This is a genomic window from Providencia rettgeri (assembly GCF_013702265.1).
Taxonomy (GTDB): domain Bacteria; phylum Pseudomonadota; class Gammaproteobacteria; order Enterobacterales; family Enterobacteriaceae; genus Providencia; species Providencia zhijiangensis.
The window spans coordinates 2,610,620-2,630,920 of sequence record NZ_CP059348.1; the positions used below are offsets into that span (position 1 = coordinate 2,610,620).

General features: G+C 43.2%; 17 protein-coding genes and 1 tRNA gene. 7 read left to right on the forward strand and 11 right to left on the reverse strand.

Annotation, left to right across the window (positions count from 1 at the left end; all coding sequences use genetic code 11):
* Window positions 1-7: 7 nt before the first annotated feature.
* The 3 genes from hutU to hutI form a co-directional block, all read right to left on the reverse strand.
* On the reverse strand, window positions 8-1,687 hold the full coding sequence (hutU, locus tag H0913_RS11960; RefSeq protein ID WP_036949358.1) for a urocanate hydratase: 1,680 nt from the start codon (window positions 1,685-1,687) through the stop codon (window positions 8-10).
* A gap of 327 nt (window positions 1,688-2,014) precedes the next feature.
* The gene (hutC, locus tag H0913_RS11965) at window positions 2,015-2,746 is read right to left on the reverse strand and encodes a histidine utilization repressor (protein WP_181477321.1); all 732 of its coding nucleotides are present in this window, start codon (window positions 2,744-2,746) and stop codon (window positions 2,015-2,017) included.
* 296 nt (window positions 2,747-3,042) lie between these two features.
* Window positions 3,043-4,278: an imidazolonepropionase gene (gene hutI, locus H0913_RS11970; protein WP_181477322.1), complete on the reverse strand. Its 1,236-nt coding sequence runs from the start codon at window positions 4,276-4,278 to the stop codon at window positions 3,043-3,045.
* Window positions 4,279-4,544: 266 nt separating this feature from the next.
* Between hutI and smrB the strand changes: the two genes are divergently transcribed.
* Entirely contained in the window at window positions 4,545-5,090 is a 546-nt protein-coding gene (gene smrB, locus H0913_RS11975; protein WP_036949350.1) for an endonuclease SmrB, read from the forward strand.
* A gap of 42 nt (window positions 5,091-5,132) precedes the next feature.
* Here the strand turns inward: smrB and sixA are convergent, their stop codons facing one another.
* The 4 genes from sixA to H0913_RS11995 all read right to left on the reverse strand — a co-directional run bounded on the left by sixA (window position 5,133) and on the right by H0913_RS11995 (window position 9,944).
* Window positions 5,133-5,618: a phosphohistidine phosphatase SixA gene (gene sixA / locus H0913_RS11980; RefSeq protein ID WP_154602913.1), complete on the reverse strand. Its 486-nt coding sequence runs from the start codon at window positions 5,616-5,618 to the stop codon at window positions 5,133-5,135.
* Between the two features lie 232 nt (window positions 5,619-5,850).
* The gene (gene fadJ, locus H0913_RS11985) at window positions 5,851-8,064 is read right to left on the reverse strand and encodes a fatty acid oxidation complex subunit alpha FadJ (RefSeq protein WP_181477323.1); all 2,214 of its coding nucleotides are present in this window, start codon (window positions 8,062-8,064) and stop codon (window positions 5,851-5,853) included.
* Window positions 8,064-9,383, reverse strand: coding sequence for an acetyl-CoA C-acyltransferase FadI (fadI, locus tag H0913_RS11990; protein WP_181477324.1), 1,320 nt, complete (start codon window positions 9,381-9,383; stop codon window positions 8,064-8,066). The genes fadJ and fadI overlap by 1 nt, the downstream gene beginning before the upstream one ends.
* Window positions 9,384-9,647: 264 nt before the next feature.
* Window positions 9,648-9,944, reverse strand: coding sequence for a YfcZ/YiiS family protein (locus tag H0913_RS11995; RefSeq protein WP_132495504.1), 297 nt, complete (start codon window positions 9,942-9,944; stop codon window positions 9,648-9,650).
* A 351-nt stretch (window positions 9,945-10,295) separates the two neighbouring features.
* Between H0913_RS11995 and fadL the strand changes: the two genes are divergently transcribed.
* Window positions 10,296-11,579 carry a long-chain fatty acid transporter FadL gene (gene fadL / locus H0913_RS12000; RefSeq protein WP_181477325.1) on the forward strand — a complete coding sequence of 428 codons (1,284 nt, stop codon included), beginning with the start codon at window positions 10,296-10,298 and terminating at the stop codon, window positions 11,577-11,579.
* A 527-nt stretch (window positions 11,580-12,106) separates the two neighbouring features.
* Here fadL and mlaA read toward each other — a convergent pair.
* Window positions 12,107-12,856 carry a phospholipid-binding lipoprotein MlaA gene (mlaA, locus tag H0913_RS12005; protein ID WP_154639331.1) on the reverse strand — a complete coding sequence of 250 codons (750 nt, stop codon included), beginning with the start codon at window positions 12,854-12,856 and terminating at the stop codon, window positions 12,107-12,109.
* Window positions 12,857-13,248: 392 nt separating this feature from the next.
* Here mlaA and H0913_RS12010 point away from each other — a divergent pair.
* Both H0913_RS12010 and H0913_RS12015 read left to right on the forward strand, forming a co-directional pair.
* Window positions 13,249-13,320: transfer RNA gene (locus H0913_RS12010), tRNA-Arg, on the forward strand.
* Between the two features lie 103 nt (window positions 13,321-13,423).
* Window positions 13,424-13,795 (forward strand): hypothetical protein, encoded by a 372-nt coding sequence (locus H0913_RS12015; protein WP_181477326.1) that lies wholly within the window; start codon window positions 13,424-13,426, stop codon window positions 13,793-13,795.
* Between the two features lie 26 nt (window positions 13,796-13,821).
* On the opposite strand, the gene H0913_RS12020 is transcribed toward H0913_RS12015, so the two are convergent.
* Window positions 13,822-14,238, reverse strand: a complete 417-nt coding sequence (locus H0913_RS12020; RefSeq protein ID WP_154602927.1) for a GNAT family N-acetyltransferase — start codon at window positions 14,236-14,238, stop codon at window positions 13,822-13,824.
* Window positions 14,239-14,447: 209 nt separating this feature from the next.
* Between H0913_RS12020 and H0913_RS12025 the strand changes: the two genes are divergently transcribed.
* Entirely contained in the window at window positions 14,448-15,683 is a 1,236-nt protein-coding gene (locus tag H0913_RS12025; protein WP_154602928.1) for an SLC13 family permease, read from the forward strand.
* A 49-nt stretch (window positions 15,684-15,732) separates the two neighbouring features.
* On the opposite strand, the gene H0913_RS12030 is transcribed toward H0913_RS12025, so the two are convergent.
* Together H0913_RS12030 and H0913_RS12035 are read right to left on the reverse strand one after the other, a co-directional pair.
* Window positions 15,733-16,470, reverse strand: coding sequence for a cyclase family protein (locus H0913_RS12030; protein ID WP_154639242.1), 738 nt, complete (start codon window positions 16,468-16,470; stop codon window positions 15,733-15,735).
* Window positions 16,471-16,628: 158 nt separating this feature from the next.
* A complete protein-coding gene (locus H0913_RS12035; protein WP_154602930.1) occupies window positions 16,629-17,471 on the reverse strand; it encodes a MetQ/NlpA family ABC transporter substrate-binding protein in 843 nt (280 codons plus the stop codon).
* Between the two features lie 231 nt (window positions 17,472-17,702).
* Here H0913_RS12035 and H0913_RS12040 point away from each other — a divergent pair, with 231 nt between their 5' ends.
* A complete protein-coding gene (locus H0913_RS12040; RefSeq protein WP_154602931.1) occupies window positions 17,703-18,836 on the forward strand; it encodes a CMD domain-containing protein in 1,134 nt (377 codons plus the stop codon).
* A 4-nt stretch (window positions 18,837-18,840) separates the two neighbouring features.
* Complete coding sequence (locus H0913_RS12045) at window positions 18,841-20,301, forward strand: FAD/NAD(P)-binding protein (protein WP_154639241.1); 1,461 nt, start codon at window positions 18,841-18,843, stop codon at window positions 20,299-20,301.

Consider the following 20,301-nt stretch of genomic DNA (forward strand, 5'->3'; position numbering starts at 1 on the left):
GCACTCCTTAACGTGTTTTTAGCATAGGTAAGTTTAAGTTTTTCTCTTTGGCGCATTCGATAGCAATGTCATAGCCCGCATCCGCGTGGCGCATCACGCCTGTCGCTGGGTCATTGTGCAGCACACGGGCAATACGTTCTGCTGCCGCATCCGTACCATCACAGACAATCACCACACCTGAATGTTGGGAGAAGCCCATTCCAACACCGCCACCATGATGCAATGATACCCACGTTGCCCCGCTCGCCGTATTTAATAGCGCGTTGAGTAACGGCCAATCAGACACCGCATCCGAGCCATCTTTCATCGCTTCAGTTTCACGGTTTGGACTCGCTACCGAGCCTGAATCTAAATGGTCACGACCAATCACAATCGGTGCAGAAACTTCGCCACTTCTGACCATTTCATTGAACGCTAAACCTAATTTGGCGCGATCTCCCAAACCAACCCAGCAAATACGTGCTGGTAAGCCTTGGAAACTAATACGTTCACGCGCCATGTCTAGCCAACGATGCAGATGCTTATCGTCTGGCAGTAATTCTTTCACTTTGGCATCCGTTTTATAGATATCTTCAGGATCCCCAGATAACGCCACCCAACGGAATGGGCCAACACCGCGGCAAAATAGTGGGCGAATATAGGCTGGAACAAACCCAGGGAAGTCAAACGCATGTTCAACGCCCATTTCCAATGCCATTTGACGAATGTTGTTACCGTAATCGAACGTAGGAATACCTTGGGCTTGGAAAGCCAGCATCGCTTTCACATGTTCCGCCATGGATTTTTTCGCCGCCAGCGCAGTGCCTTGCGGGTCTTTCACGCTCTTTTCACGATATTCATCCCAACTCATACCAATTGGCAGATAACCATTGAGCGGGTCGTGAGCACTGGTTTGGTCGGTGACCATGTCTGGCTTAATGCCGCGACGAACCATTTCAGGTAACACTTCAGCCGCGTTAGCACACAGTGCGATAGAAACAGCTTTGCCTTCTGATGTGTACTTTTTGATGCGCGCTAATGCGTCATCCAGATCGGTGGCTTGTTCATCCACATAGCGAGTTCTTAAGCGGAAATCGATGCGGCTTTGCTGGCACTCAATATTTAATGAACAAGCGCCCGCTAACGTTGCTGCTAATGGCTGTGCGCCCCCCATTCCACCTAGACCGGCGGTTAATACCCAACGCCCAGTGAGGTCGCCATTGTAATGTTGACGACCCGCTTCAACGAAAGTTTCATAGGTGCCTTGAACAATCCCTTGGCTACCGATGTAAATCCAGCTTCCTGCCGTCATTTGACCGTACATAGCTAAGCCTTTAGCATCCAATTCGTTGAAATGCTCCCAATTCGCCCAATGTGGCACAAGGTTGGAGTTAGCGATTAATACGCGGGGCGCGTTTTCGTGGGTTTTGAATACACCGACAGGTTTTCCTGATTGCACCAGCAGGGTTTCGTCGCTATCTAGCTGTTTCAGGGATTCAATAATTTGGTCATAACATTGCCAGTTACGGGCTGCGCGACCAATGCCACCATAAACCACAAGTTCATGGGGATTTTCTGCTACGTCAGGGTCGAGGTTGTTCATCAACATGCGCAGTGGCGCTTCTGTCAGCCAACTTTTAGCTGTTAAGGTCGTTCCACGAGGTGCTCGAATTTCAATATTACGATATTTGTTATTTAACTTTGTCACGAATATACCCTCACTTAGATGCGTGTTTGACTTATTGCGTCTCCTTATAGATATAGTTGTATATACATGTACAATCAATTTATTTTTTAACAATTGTGATGACTAAAATAGACTCTAGCAATAAATATTATTTATTAAAAACAATATGATAAAAAAACACCCTTTGATTTTACTGGTGTTTTTTTATTCTAAATATGCCTACCAGATCACATTTAATTCACAGTTATTTTACATTTGATATTAACAAGAATGGTAATGAGCACAGCCAACAGCCCTGCGCTCAGATGAGAATAAGTGTGAGAATGAAATATCGTTAATTGAAAAACGCTATGAGGAAAAACTGCCTTTGAGTTTATATCGATGACCGGGAAACAATAACTTAGTACTGGTCACGATATGGCTTTGTGACCATGTTCGGCGGGTAATTTGCAGGCACGATGCGCCCACATGCACTTGCAAAAGCCGGGCACTGCGGTCATCCGCTTCTACCGCTTCAACAATATGCTCGCCCTGAGTCAGCGGCGCAACACGGGATAAATAATCGTGGGGAGTGATGGTCAGAAAGTCTTGTTCCAGATAATCCGGTGCTGCCAGCGCATTCACAAAACGGTCTTCAATTTGTACTGGAATATCATTCTCCAAATGGACAATCACGGAATGATAAACCGGCGTTTCTGGGGAAATATTTAACTCTTTAGCCAGTGTTACTGATGCACTGACTTTTTCTAACTTGTTAATTTTGCAGCTGTATTGATGATTTCTGGCGAGGATCTCATCTTCAATGCTGTGGATTTCAAACAAGGCAGATTGCCCTTTAGGCTCGGCAACAAAGGTGCCAACGCCTTGAAGACGCACCAATAACCCTTCAGCGGTCAGTTCCCGCAAGGCTCGGTTCGCCGTCATTCGGCTACAATCAAACTGCACTACCAACTCGGCTTCTGAAGGCACACGATCGTTGGCTTGCCACTCTCCTGATTGTATTTTTTCAATAATTGACTGCTTAACTTGCAAATACAATGGAACAGGAGTTTTCAGCTTCGGTTTTTTTTCGGCTGTCACGTTTATTTCCAAATAAGTAATGTGTGTGAGTCGTCAACATTGAAAATTAATCAAAATAATTACTGCCTATAGTGGAGATAAGATCCCTAGGCAGCAATCAGAACTTTATGAATAAATAGTATTATACTCGTCATACTTCAAATTTCAGCGTTATTGACTACGCTCATTCGCACTAGTTACATACTTATGTATGCTCCTAGCGACTCATTGACTTGTCCCCTAGCTGCACCTCGAATTATTTAGAGTATATAACCTGAAAATCAGAAACGCTTTTCTATTTTAACTCAAATAAACCATTAATTTTTGTGGGTGACTTTTCCTTGGTAAACACGCTGATTTAATGGATTACTGCCCTGTTCATAAATCATTTCTACCGGATCCTTGGCATTCCAGACCACAAAGTTGGCTTGATAGCCGACGCGTAGTTGCCCAAGGCTGTGTTCTCGCCCTAGGGCTTTGGCCGCGTGACATGTTACGCCAGCCCAAATTTCTTCAGGGGTTAGTCTAAATAATACCGCCGCCATATTCATCACCATACGCAGTGAGGCAAATGGGCTAGTGCCTGGGTTAAAGTCTGTGGAGATGGCCATGGGTACTTGGTTTTCGCGTAATAGTTCAATTGGCGGTAATTTGGTTTCACGTAAAAAATAGAACGCACCGGGTAATAATACCGCCACGGTTCCACTGCGTTTGAGGGCTTGAATACCTTGGAGATCTAAGTATTCAATATGGTCGACTGATAGCCCGTTAAACTCGGCCACCAGCTCGCTTCCCCCTAAATTAGAGAGTTGCTCCACATGCCCTTTTACTGGAATTCCTAATTTTTTCGCTGCTAAGAATAATTTCTCGCTTTGTTCAAGAGAAAAGCCAACACTTTCACAGAATACGTCTACCGCATCAAATAGCCCTTTCTTCCATAGCTGCGGCATAATTTCATCGCAAATAAGGTCAATGTAATCGTCCGCTTTACCTTTATATTCTGGTGGAACCGTATGCGCGGAAAGTAATGTCGAACTCACGTCGATCGGATAAGCTGCAAATAATCGTTTTGCCACTGACAGTTGTTTTTCTTCGTTGGCAAGATCTAAACCATAGCCCGATTTCATTTCAACGGTGGTGACGCCTTCACGGATCAACGCTTCTAAACGCGGTTTCGACACCTCAAATAGCTCAGCTTCACTCATGGCTCGCGTGGAGCGAACGGTAGAATTGATCCCGCCACCTTGTGCACTAATCGTTTCATAGGAGACGCCATTCATACGCTGTTCCCACTCTGCGGCTCGATTACCGCCAAACACTAAGTGGGTATGGCAATCAATCAGTCCCGGTGTGATTAAGCGCCCTTCAACATCAATGATGTGGCAACCGTTGGCATCAACTTGGTCGCTTGGATGAATGGCAATGATCTGCTCACCACGAATGATTAAATCGTAATTTTCCAGTAACCCGTATGCCGTTCCAAGTTCAGTATTCATTGTGGCGATCCGCCCGTTACGCCAGATCACATCATTTGCGTGTGCTTTAAATAACATAAATCATCCCATGGCAGCAGAAACCCGATTCGGCTTCACATATGAAAGGTACAAATAAAAACGTATAGATATGTATATACAATTAGACTACTTATCGGTCTGTTGTCAATGTCTACTCTCGTAAAAGTTATAAATTTGTTACGTAGCGCTAAAAATATTCTATGATAACCGTTCATGGGAAAAATGGGTTACACTACAATCCATTTTGTGGGTCCTGTTTTGCCCATCCAAGAAAGCATCATTTATTAACAATTGATTTATAAACAATGACTAAAAATAAATTCGCCTTAGAAGATGGCGACATCAATCTCTTTAAAGACGCTATTCAAGGTGCTAAGAAAATTCACCAAGACCAAATAGTGCATGCCCCTATTCGTGCGAAAGTCACTCAACCATCCAGTAAGAAAGTTCAGCAAGAACAAGTGGATGCTTCGTTTTATTTTTCTGATGAATTTCAACCACAGCTCGATAATGAAGGTCCTACTCGCTATTTAAGACCGGATGCTAACCCGTATGAGTTGAAAAAATTACGTCGTGGGGACTATGTGCCGGAGTTATTTCTGGATCTCCATGGGTTGACCCAAATGGAAGCGAAACAAGAAATTGGTGCGTTAATTGCGGCCTGTAAGCGGGAAAATGTCCATTGTGCCTGCATCATGCATGGGCACGGTAAGCATATTTTGAAGCAGCAAACGCCTCTATGGCTTGCCCAACATCCTGATATCGTTGCTTTTCACCAAGCCCCTAAAGAGTGGGGTGGCAACGCATCGCTGCTGTTATTAATTGAAACGACTGAGAGTGCTCGCCGTTAAGCACTCACTTCGTTCAGCTTTCATCACCTAGGATGCTCAAACTTAAGATTGAGTCAACGAAATCTGCGATGGGCTAAGCATCCATTCTAAGTGGCATTTCATCTGATCAGTATCCACTTCAACACATGCAATCGTCGATGTTGTAAACATTGGCGGTGCTTCGTGGGGACATAATTCTGAGACCAAATAGCCAACCAGTGGCAGGTGCGAAACCACCAAAACGGCCTTGGCACCACTAAATGCATAATCTCGAATCTGAGAGGCAATCCAATCCGCATTTCCTCCAGGGGTTAACCCTTCCATGATTTGCGCTTGTGCTGGTAGTGATAATGCATCACGCATCACTTGCAATGTCTGTTCTGCGCGTAAATAGGGGCTCACTAATACCGTATCAATCTGAGGTTGACGGGCTTGTAACCATTTCGCCATCAGTACCGAATCATCTTTTCCCTTTTGGGTTAATGGTCTTGCTGAGTCACTCGCCGCCTGAATCGCCGCATCGCCGTGACGCATAATATAAACTTGCATAATCCACCATCTGTGCCGCAGTCCCACGAGAGAACACGGGTCTTTTTGTTAAGATAATTATTGTTAAAGATAACCATCAGTTGGGGTGAGGAGAGATTCTGCAACAAACCCGTTGCAAATAAAATGATTTACATTGTTTTTTACTGACATTTTTCGTTATTCAGCCATAAAAAAAACCTGATAACCACAGCATTTAACTGCGGCATCAGGTTGATTAAACAGCGATTATCGCTTAGTGAATATCGCTATTTTCTTCCGTTGAAGATGCATTTTTTTCATGATCATTCACCGGATAAAACGTGTGATTAGACTGTGCCATTTCAATCAATAAATCACACGGCGCAAACTTATCACCATGTTTTTCCGCTAAGTGTTGCAACGTTTCCACGGTTTTACTGATACCAAGGCTATCCATATAACGGAAAGGCCCCCCGAAGAATGGCGGGAAACCAATACCAAATACCGCACCAATATCCCCATCTCGAGCACTACGAATAATCTTCTCATCTAAACAGCGTGCAGCTTCATTGAGCATTAACATGACACAGCGTTGAGCAATATCCGTGTGGCTCGTTGACGTTGAGGGGTGAATGTTAATCAGTGAATAAATACCCTGGTCAACTTGACGTTTTGTGGATTTTTTCCAGAAAGCCAGCTTACTTTTTGTCTGCCCGTAAACATAAAAACCACGGCTGTTTTTCTTCCCTTTACGGTCATCGTTGACCACTTTGTCGAGCGCATCAGGGGCTTTAAAGCGGTTACCAAAACGCTCAACCAAAATGGGTAGAATTTTGGTTCCAACATCGATACCCACTTCATCAAGTAGATGGAACGGCCCAACCGGGAAACCAAACTTCACTAATGCCTTATCAATATGGTCAATCGCCTCGCCTTCCACAAGACATTGCGCCGCTTCACACAAATACGGTGCCAGAATACGGTTCACATAGAAGCCTGCATCATCACCAACGACGATGGCGGTTTTACCTTGGCGCTTAGCAAAGGCAACCGTGGTTGCGATGGTAGTGGCATCCGTTTGCTGATGTGGGATCACTTCTACCAGCGGCATTTTATCCACGGGACTAAAATAGTGCAGCCCAATCACTTTCTCAGGATGGGGGCTACCTTCAGCAATACGATGGATGGGTAATGAAGAGGTATTTGAGGCAAAAATCGCTTTGCCATCTGACATTTTTGCGGTTTCTTGCACCATTTTACGTTTCAGTGCCAGATCTTCAAACACCGCTTCCACCACAATGTCTGCTGACTCTAATCCTTGATAGGTCAATGTCCCCGAGATCCGAGACATAATTGCATCCCGCTCCCGAGGCTGTAAACGCCTTTTACTCACTCGCTGGGAAAGCAAATCCCAGCTATAACGCAGAGCTTGAGCGATACCTTTGTCCGAGATATCTTTAATGCGTACCGGATATTTACCCAATACCGCACTCACATAAGCGATGCCACCGCCCATCAATCCACCACCAAGCACACCCACTTGTTTGATGATTTGCGGTTTAGCGTCCGCCCCAGTTTCATTTTTCAATGCGGTAGAGGCAAAAAATAGGCTACGTAATGCGGCAGATTCTGGCGTCATCGCCAGTTCACCAAACGCTTTAGCTTCTTCAGCGAACCCCGTTTTTAGCCCGCTATTCATACCCGCTTTCACCACCTGAATAATTTTTTCGGGTGCCGGATAGTGTCCTTGGGTTTTACTTAATGTTTTCTCTTTTGCGCTGGAAAACACTTTATTACGCAATAACTTGCTACTGAGTAAACGCTGTTGCCAAGGGAGAGGTTTACGTTTCACGCCTCCTTTCTGTGCCAGTTCAACCGCCGTATCCAATAGAATCGAAACCGGAACCACGTCATCCACCAGTCGCATTTTTAACGCTTGTTTGCCTTTTAATTGGCGTCCTGTCAGCATCATATCTAAAGCATTTGGGATCCCAATTAAACGTGGTAAACGCTGAGTTCCGCCGGATCCTGGCAGTAACCCTAACTGCACTTCAGGTAAGCCCAGTTTGGTTTTATCGTCATCTGAACAAATGCGCGCATGACAAGCGAGCGCTAACTCTAAGCCACCACCAAGGCACGCGCCGTGGATAGCCGCTATAATCGGGAGTGGGTAATTTTCAATTTTATCGAACAGAGTGTGCCCCTGCTTAGATAGCTCACTCGCCTGCTCTTTGCTCGTGCAGTTAGCGATCATGCTAATATCGGCACCTGCGATAAAACTGTCTTTTTTACCCGAAGTGATCACCAAGCCTTTCAGGCCTGATGTCGATTGTGCTTGCTGTAAAATGGCATGAAATTGCTGTGCAAACTCCGCCTTTAAGGTGTTCACTTTTTCATTAGGAACATCAATGTAAATCACACCAACATTGCCATTTACTATCTTTAATGTGAATGCAGGTTCCGTGATGACTGCTGAATGTTGCGCCATTATTCCGCCTCCAAAATCATTGCCACACCAAGTCCGCCAGCTGCACACGCTGTGGTTAACCCAAATCCGCCACCGCGTCTACGTAGCTCATTCAATGTTTGAGTCACCATTCTCGCCCCAGTCGCGGCAAAAGGATGACCATAAGCAATAGAACCGCCCAGCACATTAAATTTGTCCATATCAATTTCCCCAATCGCCTTCGACAAGCCAAGTTTTTCTTGAGCAAATTTTTGACTGGCAAACATTTGAATATTGGAGAGTGTTTGAGCGGCGAATGCTTCATGCATATCAATCAAAGTCAAATCTTGCAGAGAAAGCCCCGCGCTTTGTAATGCAATCGGTGTGGCGTAGGAAGGTCCCAGTAGCATATCTTCCCACACATCGATTGCCGAGAAAGCATAACTTTTGATGTACCCTAACGGGGTATAACCCAATGCTTTTGCTCGAGATTCAGTCATCATCAACACAGCAGCCGCCCCATCAGTTAATGGTGTGCTGTTGGCTGCGGTCACGCTACCGTGTTTTCTATCAAACGCAGGTCTGAGTTTCGCATAGGAAGCGAGCACGGAATTTTCACGCACATTGTTATCCTGCGAGAATGCTTCCTTGTAAGGTGGCATATACGCGGTCATCACCTCTTGCTCTAGCACGCCACTTTTCCAAGCTTTGGCGGCCAGCAAATGAGAGCGATGAGCTAATTCATCTTGTTGCTCGCGGCTAATATGGTAACTTTTCGCCATCTGCTCGGCGGTGTCTCCCATGCGTAATCCCGTCGAGTATTCCGCAACACCCGGCGCAACGGGCGCTAAATCTTTCAGACGTAATTTACTGATAAGCGATAATTTTTGCCCAAAGGATTTGGCCTTACTTAATGCCAATAGTGTAGCGGCAAGCTTTTTCGATACGCCGATAGGCAGCACAGAGGATGAATCTGCTCCACCCGCGACACCCACGGAGATATCCCCCACCATCATGCTTTGCGCCACATTCACGATCGCTTGAAAGCTGGTGGCACAGGCGCGAGAAACACTGTAAGCATCCGTCGAGACACTCATGCCAGTGCCTAACACAATTTCTCTGGCAATATTAGGCGCTTCTGGCATTTGAACCACTTGCCCGAAAACCAATTGTTCAATAATCGACGGGTCAATATCACTACGATGCAGTAGTTCTGCAACGACGGTTTTGCCTAAATCTACCGCTGGCGTGTTTTGGTAGGCTGTGGATTGTTTAGCAAAAGGCAAACGTAATCCACTAACAATGGCAATCCTTTCTTTTGTGGCATGTTTATTATCGCCATGGTGGGAGAGTTGATTCATGGTCGCTCCTGCTAAAAGAAAAATAAGTAGAATTGTTGTGATTAAACTGAGAGGTCTGACCTGTATCGATTGTTAACATATTCTTCACATTTATCAATCAGCGTCGATAAAAAATGCGAGCTCACACACAAGTTACAATTAATTGGCAATAAAGAGGGGAAATTAGGTTAGTTTTAAGCAATAAAAAACCCATTCACTTCTAAAAATGACGCATCCGCGAAATAATAGAGTTAATGGGCTTTAAAAAGGAATTCAAACGTTTGATTAACGCAAGCCTAATTGGAAAATCAGACTTTCTGCTTCACAGCTAAATGTAAAGTTAGCCGATAACTCTACACCACCCGCAACAGGGTTGATTGAGTGAGCAATTTCACACGGTTCTGACTCAACAGATTTGGCTTTTTCTGTGAGTGTTTTCAGCATCGCTTCAGCTTCTTGCTGAGTCGCAAAAACATGCTGATACGATGCGGTACAATCTTTATTTTCCAGAACGGTACCCACATCTACACAGCAGCACGCAGCTGTTTCATCCGCGCTACAACGTTTAATCGCATCAGTCATTTTATTCTCCCAATGAACAAACTGTTAAGTAAGTATCATAACGCTGAAAAAGTGCCAAACACTAGTGATATCAAATTTAGTTGCTAATAATTCAATATAAGTTTGATCTAGCTCCTTATATGAGCACTTATTACTCGTTAAGCTCATGCGAATGTTGCCATTTTGTTAATTGCATCGCATTTTCGAAAAGAAAAATCGCACAAAAACAAAACAACCTTGCAACATACCCAGTGGTCAGACCTATACTCATTGAACTGGTCTGATTTGTCGTAGAAGCAAGCGACCCTACAATTCAGCGCTTCTTGCGATAGAAGTCGCTTATTTAAATAAAACTACTAGAGGGTTTTGGTCATGAACCAGAAAAACCTATTTGCTCGATCAGCTTTAGCAATCGCAGTGGCTGTTATTTCTTCCAATGCAAGTGCAGCTGGTTTTTTGCTGAATGAATATTCAACCTCAGCCTTAGGACGTGCATTTTCAGGCGCAGGAGCCGTCGGCGACAACGCAAGTGAAGGCAGCCGTAACCCAGCTGCAATGATGTTATTTGATCGACCAACCATGTCTCTCGGTGCTGTTTATATCGACCCAACCGTTGATATTAAAGGCCGTGACAGCGATGCTTTTACTGCCAACAACATCGCTCCTAACGCAGTTGTACCTAACGCTCACTTTATCTTCCCAATTAATGATAAATGGGCTGTAGGTACCTCAATGACCACTAACTTTGGTCTCTCTACTGATTTCAATAAAGATTACGCTGCTGGCCCTATCGGCGGAAAAACAGATTTAAAAACGGTTAACTTAAATTTAAGTGGTGCTTATCGTATCAATGATAATTTTAGTTTTGGTGTGGGTGCTAACGCTGTCTATGCCGATGCTGAAATTACCCGCCATATGGGTATGGGTGCAGGAGCTGTTCCACCAATGTTTGGTGTTACCCCAAGTACAACCGCAGCATCATTGAAAGGTGATGATTGGGGCTATGGTTGGAATGCTGGCTTACTATATGAAATCAACCAAGATAACCGCTTAAGCTTTACTTACCGCTCAAAAGTGAAAGTGAAATTTGAAGACGGTAAATATTCTAATGACTTGCCTAAGCAAATTGGCGGTTTAGGCGGTACTACCGTTAAAGGGACTTTAGACCTTAACTTACCAGATATCTGGGAGTTCTCTGGTTACCATAAAGTCGATCCTAAGTGGGCACTGCATTACAGCGTTTCTTATACTGGCTGGAGCACCTTTAAAGACCTAACAGCTTACCAGAAGAGTAATGGTAAGGAACTGTTCCACAAACCAGAAAACTTTGATGATGCATGGCGCTTAGCATTAGGTACTACCTACTACTATGATGATAATTGGACCTTCCGTACGGGTATTGCATACGATGAAAGCCCAGTGCCATCTAAATACCGTTCAATCTCAATTCCAGACCAAGACCGCTACTGGCTGACCGCAGGTACCACTTATGCATTTAACAAAGATGCCTCTGTGGACTTAGGTATTGCTTATATGCACGGTAAAAAAGTGAATATTAACGAAAAACTGGCAGAAACACCTAGCTCCCCTGTGATTGCTTTCAAATCTGAAGGCTCTGCATGGTTATACGGCGTTAACTTTAACTATACATTCTAATCAGTTATATCTTATCGGGGGAGTTCCCTCCCCTGATATCTCCCTCTTCTATTTCTTCCTCTGCTTCACTTTCTTTTTATGCTCTTCGCAGAAAAATCATCCTCAAGCCAAATTTTTCCTTGACTTTTTTTTGTACAGATTTATATATTAATTATAGCCCGATGTTATTTTATTGTTAAAAACATTCCCGCGGCTTATTCATGTACTGATCCCAGTCATAAGTATCCACCCAACCATTTTTAAATCGATTTTTAACTACGATGCTGCCCTTCATCTTTTTGACATGAAGACGCAGTAAAGTTGCTCACTTAGCGCTCATTTGAGGAAAACCATGGAAAAAACATAGGAGGGCATTATGGGAACATTATTCACTATCAGCTTTGTTAGCGTGTTAGTCGTCAGTGCCGTGATTGACACAGTCATCCAACGAGGAAAACAGGACAATGACTAGCAGTTTATTTATCACTCTCTGATGTCCAAAAAAACATAGAGAGTGATAAACCCCACCAAATCAATCGATCAACCAATTAGTCAATCGAATCCAACTCGCCTTCAATGACCGCCGCATTTGGGTTATCTGCTGGTTGCAGCGTTCCCCCTTTAGATAAGAAATCATTACGTTGGAAGTAAGCTTCGCGGAACATTAAGTAAGGGTCGGAAGAGCTTTTCAGCAATCCATCAGAATCAAGTAATCTTGCCCGAGTCTCAATACCTTCCAGTGCCCATTTACCCGCTGACATCCAGAACGTTAAATAACTCAGCATTGGGTAGAGATCGTCTGCTAGGTTGCCGCCTTGCTCACGCAATGTTGCGCTGCCATAACCCGGTAAAACCACATATGGACCGTAACCCACATCATAGTAGCCTAACGTATTTCCGAAACGCTTCGGTTCTTCTTTAACTAACTGAGGGTTTGCCATGCCAGCAACATCAATTAAGCCACCGATACCAAACACCGAGTTCAAGAAGAAGCGGTTAAAGTGCTTAAAGCCTTGCTCCACTTCCCCACGGAAAAAGCTGTTTAACATACTGGCTGGTTCTTCAAGGTTGCCGAGAAAATTACTGAGTCCGTTTCGAGCAGGCATTGGCACGTAATCATTCCAAGCAACGGCTACAGGTCTTAAGACATATGGGTCTAAGACATTATAGTTAAAGTTAAACATTGCTCGGTTAAAGCCTTCTAACGGGTCTGAACGCTGCTGCGTTTCTGGGTCAACGCTCGCGCACCCAATCATTAAAACTCCCGCGAGAAGAACGCTACTTATGCGAAACTTCATCATTCTCTCCATCCTTTATTCCACCTTGCCATGGTGTTTTTATCATTATTGCTAATCGCTTTATCATAAAAGCAAATACAAAAACTTGTTAAGCGTTTTGAGTGGTTTAATTGCCATATTGATATAATTATAACCCATTTAATTATCAACTTATCATAAGAAATACATTCGAATTACCCCAAACGCTAGAGTAGCTTCAGTAAATGCTATTAATTAGTGAATTAACATGGAGATAGACTTATATGAAATTATTTTAGACTAAACCGTCAGATGCTTAAAAACCCAACAAAGAAAAGAATAAAAAAGATAAAAGCAGAGAATTTGGGTGTAACAGCTTGATTCGATGGAGGGTGGACAGTAAAATGCCAAGCGCTATTTATCAGCATCTCAATGTCCCCTTAGTTAAATGGATATAACGAGCCCCTCCTAAGGGCTAGTTGCAGGTTCGATTCCTGCAGGGGACAGATCCCGCACCAAGAACTTTCCCAATCTTTCTTCGTCCTATTTCGCTTTTACTTCTTCCCCTATATTATTTTGTCCATATTCCTATTTGATGGGCTGACCACAATGCGAACACTTTTTGCCTTATTGATTGGTATTCTTCTGATGGGTTGTACGATGGAGAAGTCGCCTTCCGTGGTTATGGTGGGGATGACAACAAACCAAGTGATGCAAATCGAAGGAACGCCGGATGAGCAAGCGAATCAGGATGGTTACCAGTTAATGATTTATCATGATAAACCACAACCAGAGGCCACTGCTAAAATAACAGACCGCTGGTTTATTTTTAAGAATGAGTATCTGTTAGAATATTCTACGCAATATTTAAATTCATCTAACGTGACAAATACGCCATTGAGATTAACTGCAAAACAAATATTATCTCAATGGATAGATAGCCAATCCTTGCCAACAAATCCATCTGCTCGCATGAATTAAAAGATAAAAAGCTGACATAAAGACTGTTATATCTCTTTAGAAAGATAATGCCGCTGCATGCCTAATTCAGGGAAATTAGGGAGTGACATTTGTTTCACATAACCCAGTTTTTCATAAAATGGCAAAGCTTGGAAACTAAAGGTATCCACCAATGCATTATGGCAGCCGAGTTTTTTACTCTCTTCTTCTGCAACGTGCATTAATTGGCTACCTAATCCATTCTTACGCATTGACTCATCCACCCACAGATAATCAATACATAACCATCGACCTTTAATTGATGCGAGAAGCCCCCCCTGCATGATCCCATTATCATCTTTGCTATACACACCAAGTTGTCCAAAATAGCTATTTTGTAAAAAAGATCGGTTGTAGCTTCTTAGCCCAGTAAATAATTCTTCTTTATCTTCAGGGGTAATCTCATGTGTAACTGTAATTTTCATAGCAACCTCATTTTATTTATCAGTATTTTTTATACTGCAGAAAAGATCCCACCAACAAATTAATTATCGCTTACTACCCGCATAAACATCGTATTACGAACATCCTAGTTAGACACCATTTACTTAACTAAAAACTAAACATTTTTTATCTTGCCTGTAATTTTATTCACCGTAAAATCCCCTAATCTTTCAGAAAAAATGTGAATAATATGACGCTTACCATTATTATTTTTGTCTTGGTCTATATCGCCATGGCATTTGGCAAACTGCCCGGCTTTAAAGTTGATAGAACGGGCGCTGCCGTCATCGGTGCGTTAGCCATGATGGCCATCGACAGCATTACGCCACCTCATGCCTGGAATGCTATTGATTACCGCACTATTGGCATGCTATTTGGTTTGATGGTGGTATCGGCTTCGTTTGTGGTTTCGGGCTTTTATAGCTGGACCGCAGATCGCGTGGCGATGCTCAAAGTCAGTGCGCCTACGCTGCTTGCCGTACTAATCGCCGTTGGCGGATTACTTTCCGCACTGTTAACCAACGACGTGGTTGTCGTCGCGATGACGCCGTTATTGGTCTCCATCACGCTATCTCGCGGGCTTAATCCCATCCCGTTTCTGCTTGGATTCTGTTTTGCCGCCAACAACGGCGCAACAGGCTCGCTGATTGGTAGCCCGCAAAATATGATTGCGGCACAGGGGCTAGATATCTCCTTCGTGGGCTTGCTTCAATCTTCAGCAATACCCGCACTATTATCCTTACCACTTACATGGCTGGTACTGGTTTGGCTATATCGCAATCGTTGGTACTTAGCTAAAGAGCCGAGTAATACGCCAAAAACGGTCTCTCCTCCAACGCCGCTCGATACTTGGGAAACCGCTAAAGCCGGTGTGATCACACTCGCGGTGATTGTGGCTTTTGTGGTGAGTGATATACCAAAAGAGTTAATCGCATTAACGGCTGCGGGTTTCCTATTATTGAACCGATCTATTGCTTCTAGCGATATGCTCAAGTTAGTGGATGGGAATTTATTACTATTAATCATGGGATTATTTGTCGTCAACGCGGCCTTTGCGGGAACAGGATTACCGCAGCAAATGCTGAACGATTTGCGTGCCCATGGTGTTGAGCTCAATAACCCTTTCATTCTGTTTTTAGTGACGGGCGTCCTTAGTACTATTGTCGGAAATAACCCCTCCGTCATGCTACTAGTTCCTTTTTTAACACCTGATGGTAATGCCGATGCATTAGGTGCCGCATTAGTGCTTGGCTCCGGCTTTTCCAGTAACTTATTTGTGTTTGGTAGTTTGGCGGGCATTATTGTGGTGGAACAGGCCGCTGCTTATGGTGTGAAAATTACATTCTCAGAATTTGCTAAATCAGGGGGAATTGTCGCGGTGCTCTGTATGTTATTAGCCACCGCTTGGATTCTGTTTGCGTTATAAAACTGACGCCTTTCTCAGCTTATTTAACTGAGAAAGGCGTTTAAGATTTTCAGGGAAGAATAGCAAATGAGCGAACAGGAAACCCACTCGCATTATTAGGTTTAGCGACAATATTAAAAATCACGGCGCCACGAGCTGGTAATTGATCTAAATTCGCCATCAACTCTATTTGGTAAGTATCTTGTTCTAATACGTAATATTCGCCTAATAGCGCATTATTTTGGCGAAAATCTTTTGCTGCATCAGTATCAAATGTCTCATGCCCAATGGCTTTAATGCCACGCTCTTCAAATAAAAATTTGAGCGCATCCATACCCCACCCCGGAATTTGGTTATTACCTTCAGCGTCTTTATTATCCATCGCTTCCTGAGAAGGCCAACGTTTATGCCAGTCTGTACGTAGCGCCACAAAGCTATCGGGTTCGATTCGCCCATACTCGCGCTCAAAGGCTAAAACATCATCGCGAGAAAATGCAAAATTAGGGTCTTGTTTCGCTCGATCAGATTGGTCGATAACAATCAGCGGTAAGACTAACTCTTGCAGTTCCAATTCATGTAAAAAGCGCTTTCCTTCAACAAAATGGCAAGGCGCGTCAATATGCGTACCGTATTGGCCAGGAAAGGTAAATTGCTGAGCAAAAAAACCGTCAGAGTAGCCAAATAATGTTTTAAATTCTGCAGAATCAAACATAAAGAAATGAGGAGAATCTTTATCAAAGCTGTGCGTTAAATCCACCCATTTTTTGGATTTTAAGACCTTTAGTGCATTTAAAATCTCGTTAGCCATCATTTTCCCCTATCTGTTTTTGGTCTTTATCAAGACAATTTTATTTTGCTATTTTTATTTATTCTGAATAGGTAATAACCAACTCTATGACGTTTGTCTATCTTTCTAAACGATCTGTTGCCAATTTTTTCACCAAATTGGCAACGAAGATTCGACTATTATTTAGAATAATTTGCCCACGCAGCAGGTTCAATAAAACCATCATAAATACGCTGAGAGCGAATATAATCTGCATACTCTTTTGATTCAAAAGCCTCTTTTAAATCTTTAGCCCATTGAGTATCGAGATCTTTTTGTAGCACAGAAACCACAACGCGATGTTCAAGTGGTGAATTTTCAACAACCAAACCATCCGCAATACGCTGCCCTGCACTCGCTACATAGTTACCATTCACTACCACAAAATCCACATCATCCAATAGACGTAAACCTTGCGCGGCATCTGTTTCACGGATATCGAGCTTATATTTTGCAGGTTCAATGTCATTGACGCTAAAGCTGAGCGTACTGACATTCGGCTTGATTTTAATCCAACCCAGTTGCTCTAAAATTCGAGCACCACGTTCCGCGTTTACAGGGTCATTTGACAGCGCGACAATCATGCCATCTTGCACGTCATCCAGCGTTTTGTGTTTATTCGAACGTAAGCTCTGCGGTGCGCTTGGTGAATCGGCCAATGCGACCATATTAATGTTATTTTTTTGGTTATACGCTTCCATATACGCGCGACTTTGGTTTACTGATGCGTCAATTGCCCCTTCTTCAAATGCAGGGTTAATTTGCCTATTCTGTGAAAATTGACGTAAGGTCACTTGGTAACCTTTTTTCTCTAAAATAGGCACAATGCCTTTATCGACCTGATCAATATAATTCCCGACACCGAAGCCAATCGTAATTTGCTTTTTATCTGAACTGTCTTTTTCTTTATTATCACCACATCCTGCCAATACAATGATTGCGGTTGCCACTAAAGATAAATTTATTATTTTTTGTTTGAACATTTGCTATTCCCTATGGTGATTACTTTCAATTTTTAATATTGCCAATCGACCGGAGTATAAACAGGATTTATTTAACGTCTTAGATCCGTTCGTTATAACTTAAATAGAAATGAATATAAAAATTAACCAAACTAAAATGGTTATAACCATATAACAAAATGGTAGTTCGAATAATGATGTGATTGATATGTAATGAAGGAGATAAAAAAATTTAAATAAAGTGAGTTATTTATGACAGTAAAATTTGATTTAATTAACAATATTCTTAACCTGACACCAGACTCAGAATTAGCGAAAACCCGCGCAGAAAGACCGGTTGCAACAGAGAATACTCAAGCCGCTTTTGAGGCCATTTTTTCTGTACCCTCTCAAATACTGCCTCTAAATGTGAAATATTATTTTGCGCTTTCCGTGGCAAAAATTACTGGTTCAGTATTACTCGCAAAATATTATGCTGAATTATTATCATCACAATCTATCGTCGAAATAACACCTGACATTACGCTTGCTGAGAAATATCTTCGAGTATTAACCAGTAATCCAAATCAAGCGGATTACGCTTTAACGCAACAATTTATTCAACAAGGATGGTCCGAGTCCGATATTATTTTATTGGCTCAGTTAATTACATTTGTCACTTATCAATCCCGCTTAGTTGCTGGATTGGAATTATTAGTTGGACAGAATCCGAATTCAGATAATAAAGCAGTTCAACACTTTCCAATTACAGCAGGAAATTGGAATCACGCAACGACAACACAATTGGGACAACCATCACCAACCGCTTTTACACAACTGCAATTAGGTTGGGAATCTTGGTTATCTGCACGAGATGTCAATTCGTTAAGTGACGATGAAACTCAAACGCTGAAAAAACATGGACAATTAAATTCTGAGTATTTCCTTCTGTTAGCTCATCAAAGCGAAATTTTAGCGCTACGTACACAGATAGACCGAGGTATTTTTTATACCTCAGGTGGATTACCTCGTTGGGAGAGAGAGTTTGCCGCCGCTGCAGTCAGTAAAGTGAATGGCTGCATTTATTGCGCCTCAGTTCATGCGCGCAAAGCTAGCCAGTATGCAAAAGAACATCTCGTTGATGTCGAGAAACTATTAGCAACACCCGCCGGAAGCGTACTTGCTGAAGGCTATGAACCAAGGCTTTTAGCTACCGTTTCTCTTGTCGCTTCGCTCTCAGCTACGCCTATTCAAGCCTCTGTTGAACAAATCGAACAATTACGTTCATTAGGATTAACGGAGCTAGAATTACTCGACTTAATTCAATCCAGTGCTTTTTTCTCATGGGCTAATCGCTTAATGCTGACATTGGGAGAACCGTTTGAACTCCCTGAAAATAAGGAGTAATACCATGGATAAGGTTATTGGATTAGCCGCTCTAGAGGCGCAAATAAATCAGGATTTGCAGTATCTTAATTTGCCGATTGGTTCATGGTCGCTATCAGATGAAGATCTTGATAAACAACAGATTAATGTTGCCATTATCGGTGCGGGCATGTCGGGAATTACTGCGGCTTTTGCCTTGAAATTACGGGGAATTAACGCCATCGTTTTTGACCAAGCAGCCTCAGGCAAAGAAGGCCCTTGGCAAACGCCAGCTTTGATGGAAACCTTGCGGTCACCTAAACAGGTTGTCGGTCCTGCTCTCGCCTCTCCCTCTTTAACATTCCAAGCCTGGTTTAAAGCTCAATTTGGCGATGGTGCGTGGGAAAATCTCGATAAAATTCCACGTTTACAATGGGGTGAGTACCTACAATGGTTTAAAACCATGACGGCACCCACACTGCTGAATCAGCACCAATTAGTCGATGTTAAATTAATCCCTCAAGGTCGTGAATTAACGTTTGACACTCCCAATGGACAGGTCTCTTTTATCGCGCAGCATGTTGTGATTGCAACGGGTATGGAGTCATTTAGCGAGCCTAACATCCCAGAATTTATGGATAAAATTCCAACCCAATACTGGGAACATTCATATGCAGGTAGCAACTATCAGCGATTTAACGGACTCAATATTGGCGTTGTAGGCTACAGTGCGGGGGCGATGGACAGTTCAGCCACTGCATTAGAACATGGTGCTAAGTCTGTTGAGTTATTGATCCGAGCAAAAGAGATGCCGCGAGTAAACCGAGGAAAGGTCGCCGGAAGTGCCGGTTTTACCAATGCCTATGGGTATTTTACCGATGCGCAAAAATGGCATTATGCCGACTATGTTTTGAAAGCGAAAACCCCAGCCCCTCATGGCAGCACACTGCGTGTTTCTCGCCATACTCATGCATATTTTAACTTCGATACGCAAGTCAATGATGTCACCGTCAAAGAGAATAAATTGCACGTTGCCACCACTCAGGGGGACTTCTCTTTTGATTACCTCATTTTAGCGACAGGCTATCGACTGAATTGGCAGAAACACAGCGCATTTCATCGCTTAGCACCGTTTATTAAAACATGGAAAGATGTTTATACCCCACCTAAAGGTGAAGAAAATGATGAACTTGCCGCACATCCCTATCTTGGTGAACACTTTGAATTACAAGCAAAATCGGGTTACGAGTTTCCGTTTATCGACCATTTTTATTGCTTCAATTTAAGTGCCTCACTCAGCATGGGTCCCGTAATTGGTCTGATCCCAGGTACCAATACAGGAGCTGAGCGTTTAGCGGATCATATTGCAGCTAAATTGTATCTGGCCCATCGGCTGCAGCACCTTGAGTTGGTTAAAACCAGTACAGAAAATGAGTTATTAGGTGATGAATGGCAGCCTGCCTTACCTCCCGCTCAGCGCGTACAACTGATTGAAAATGTGGAGTAA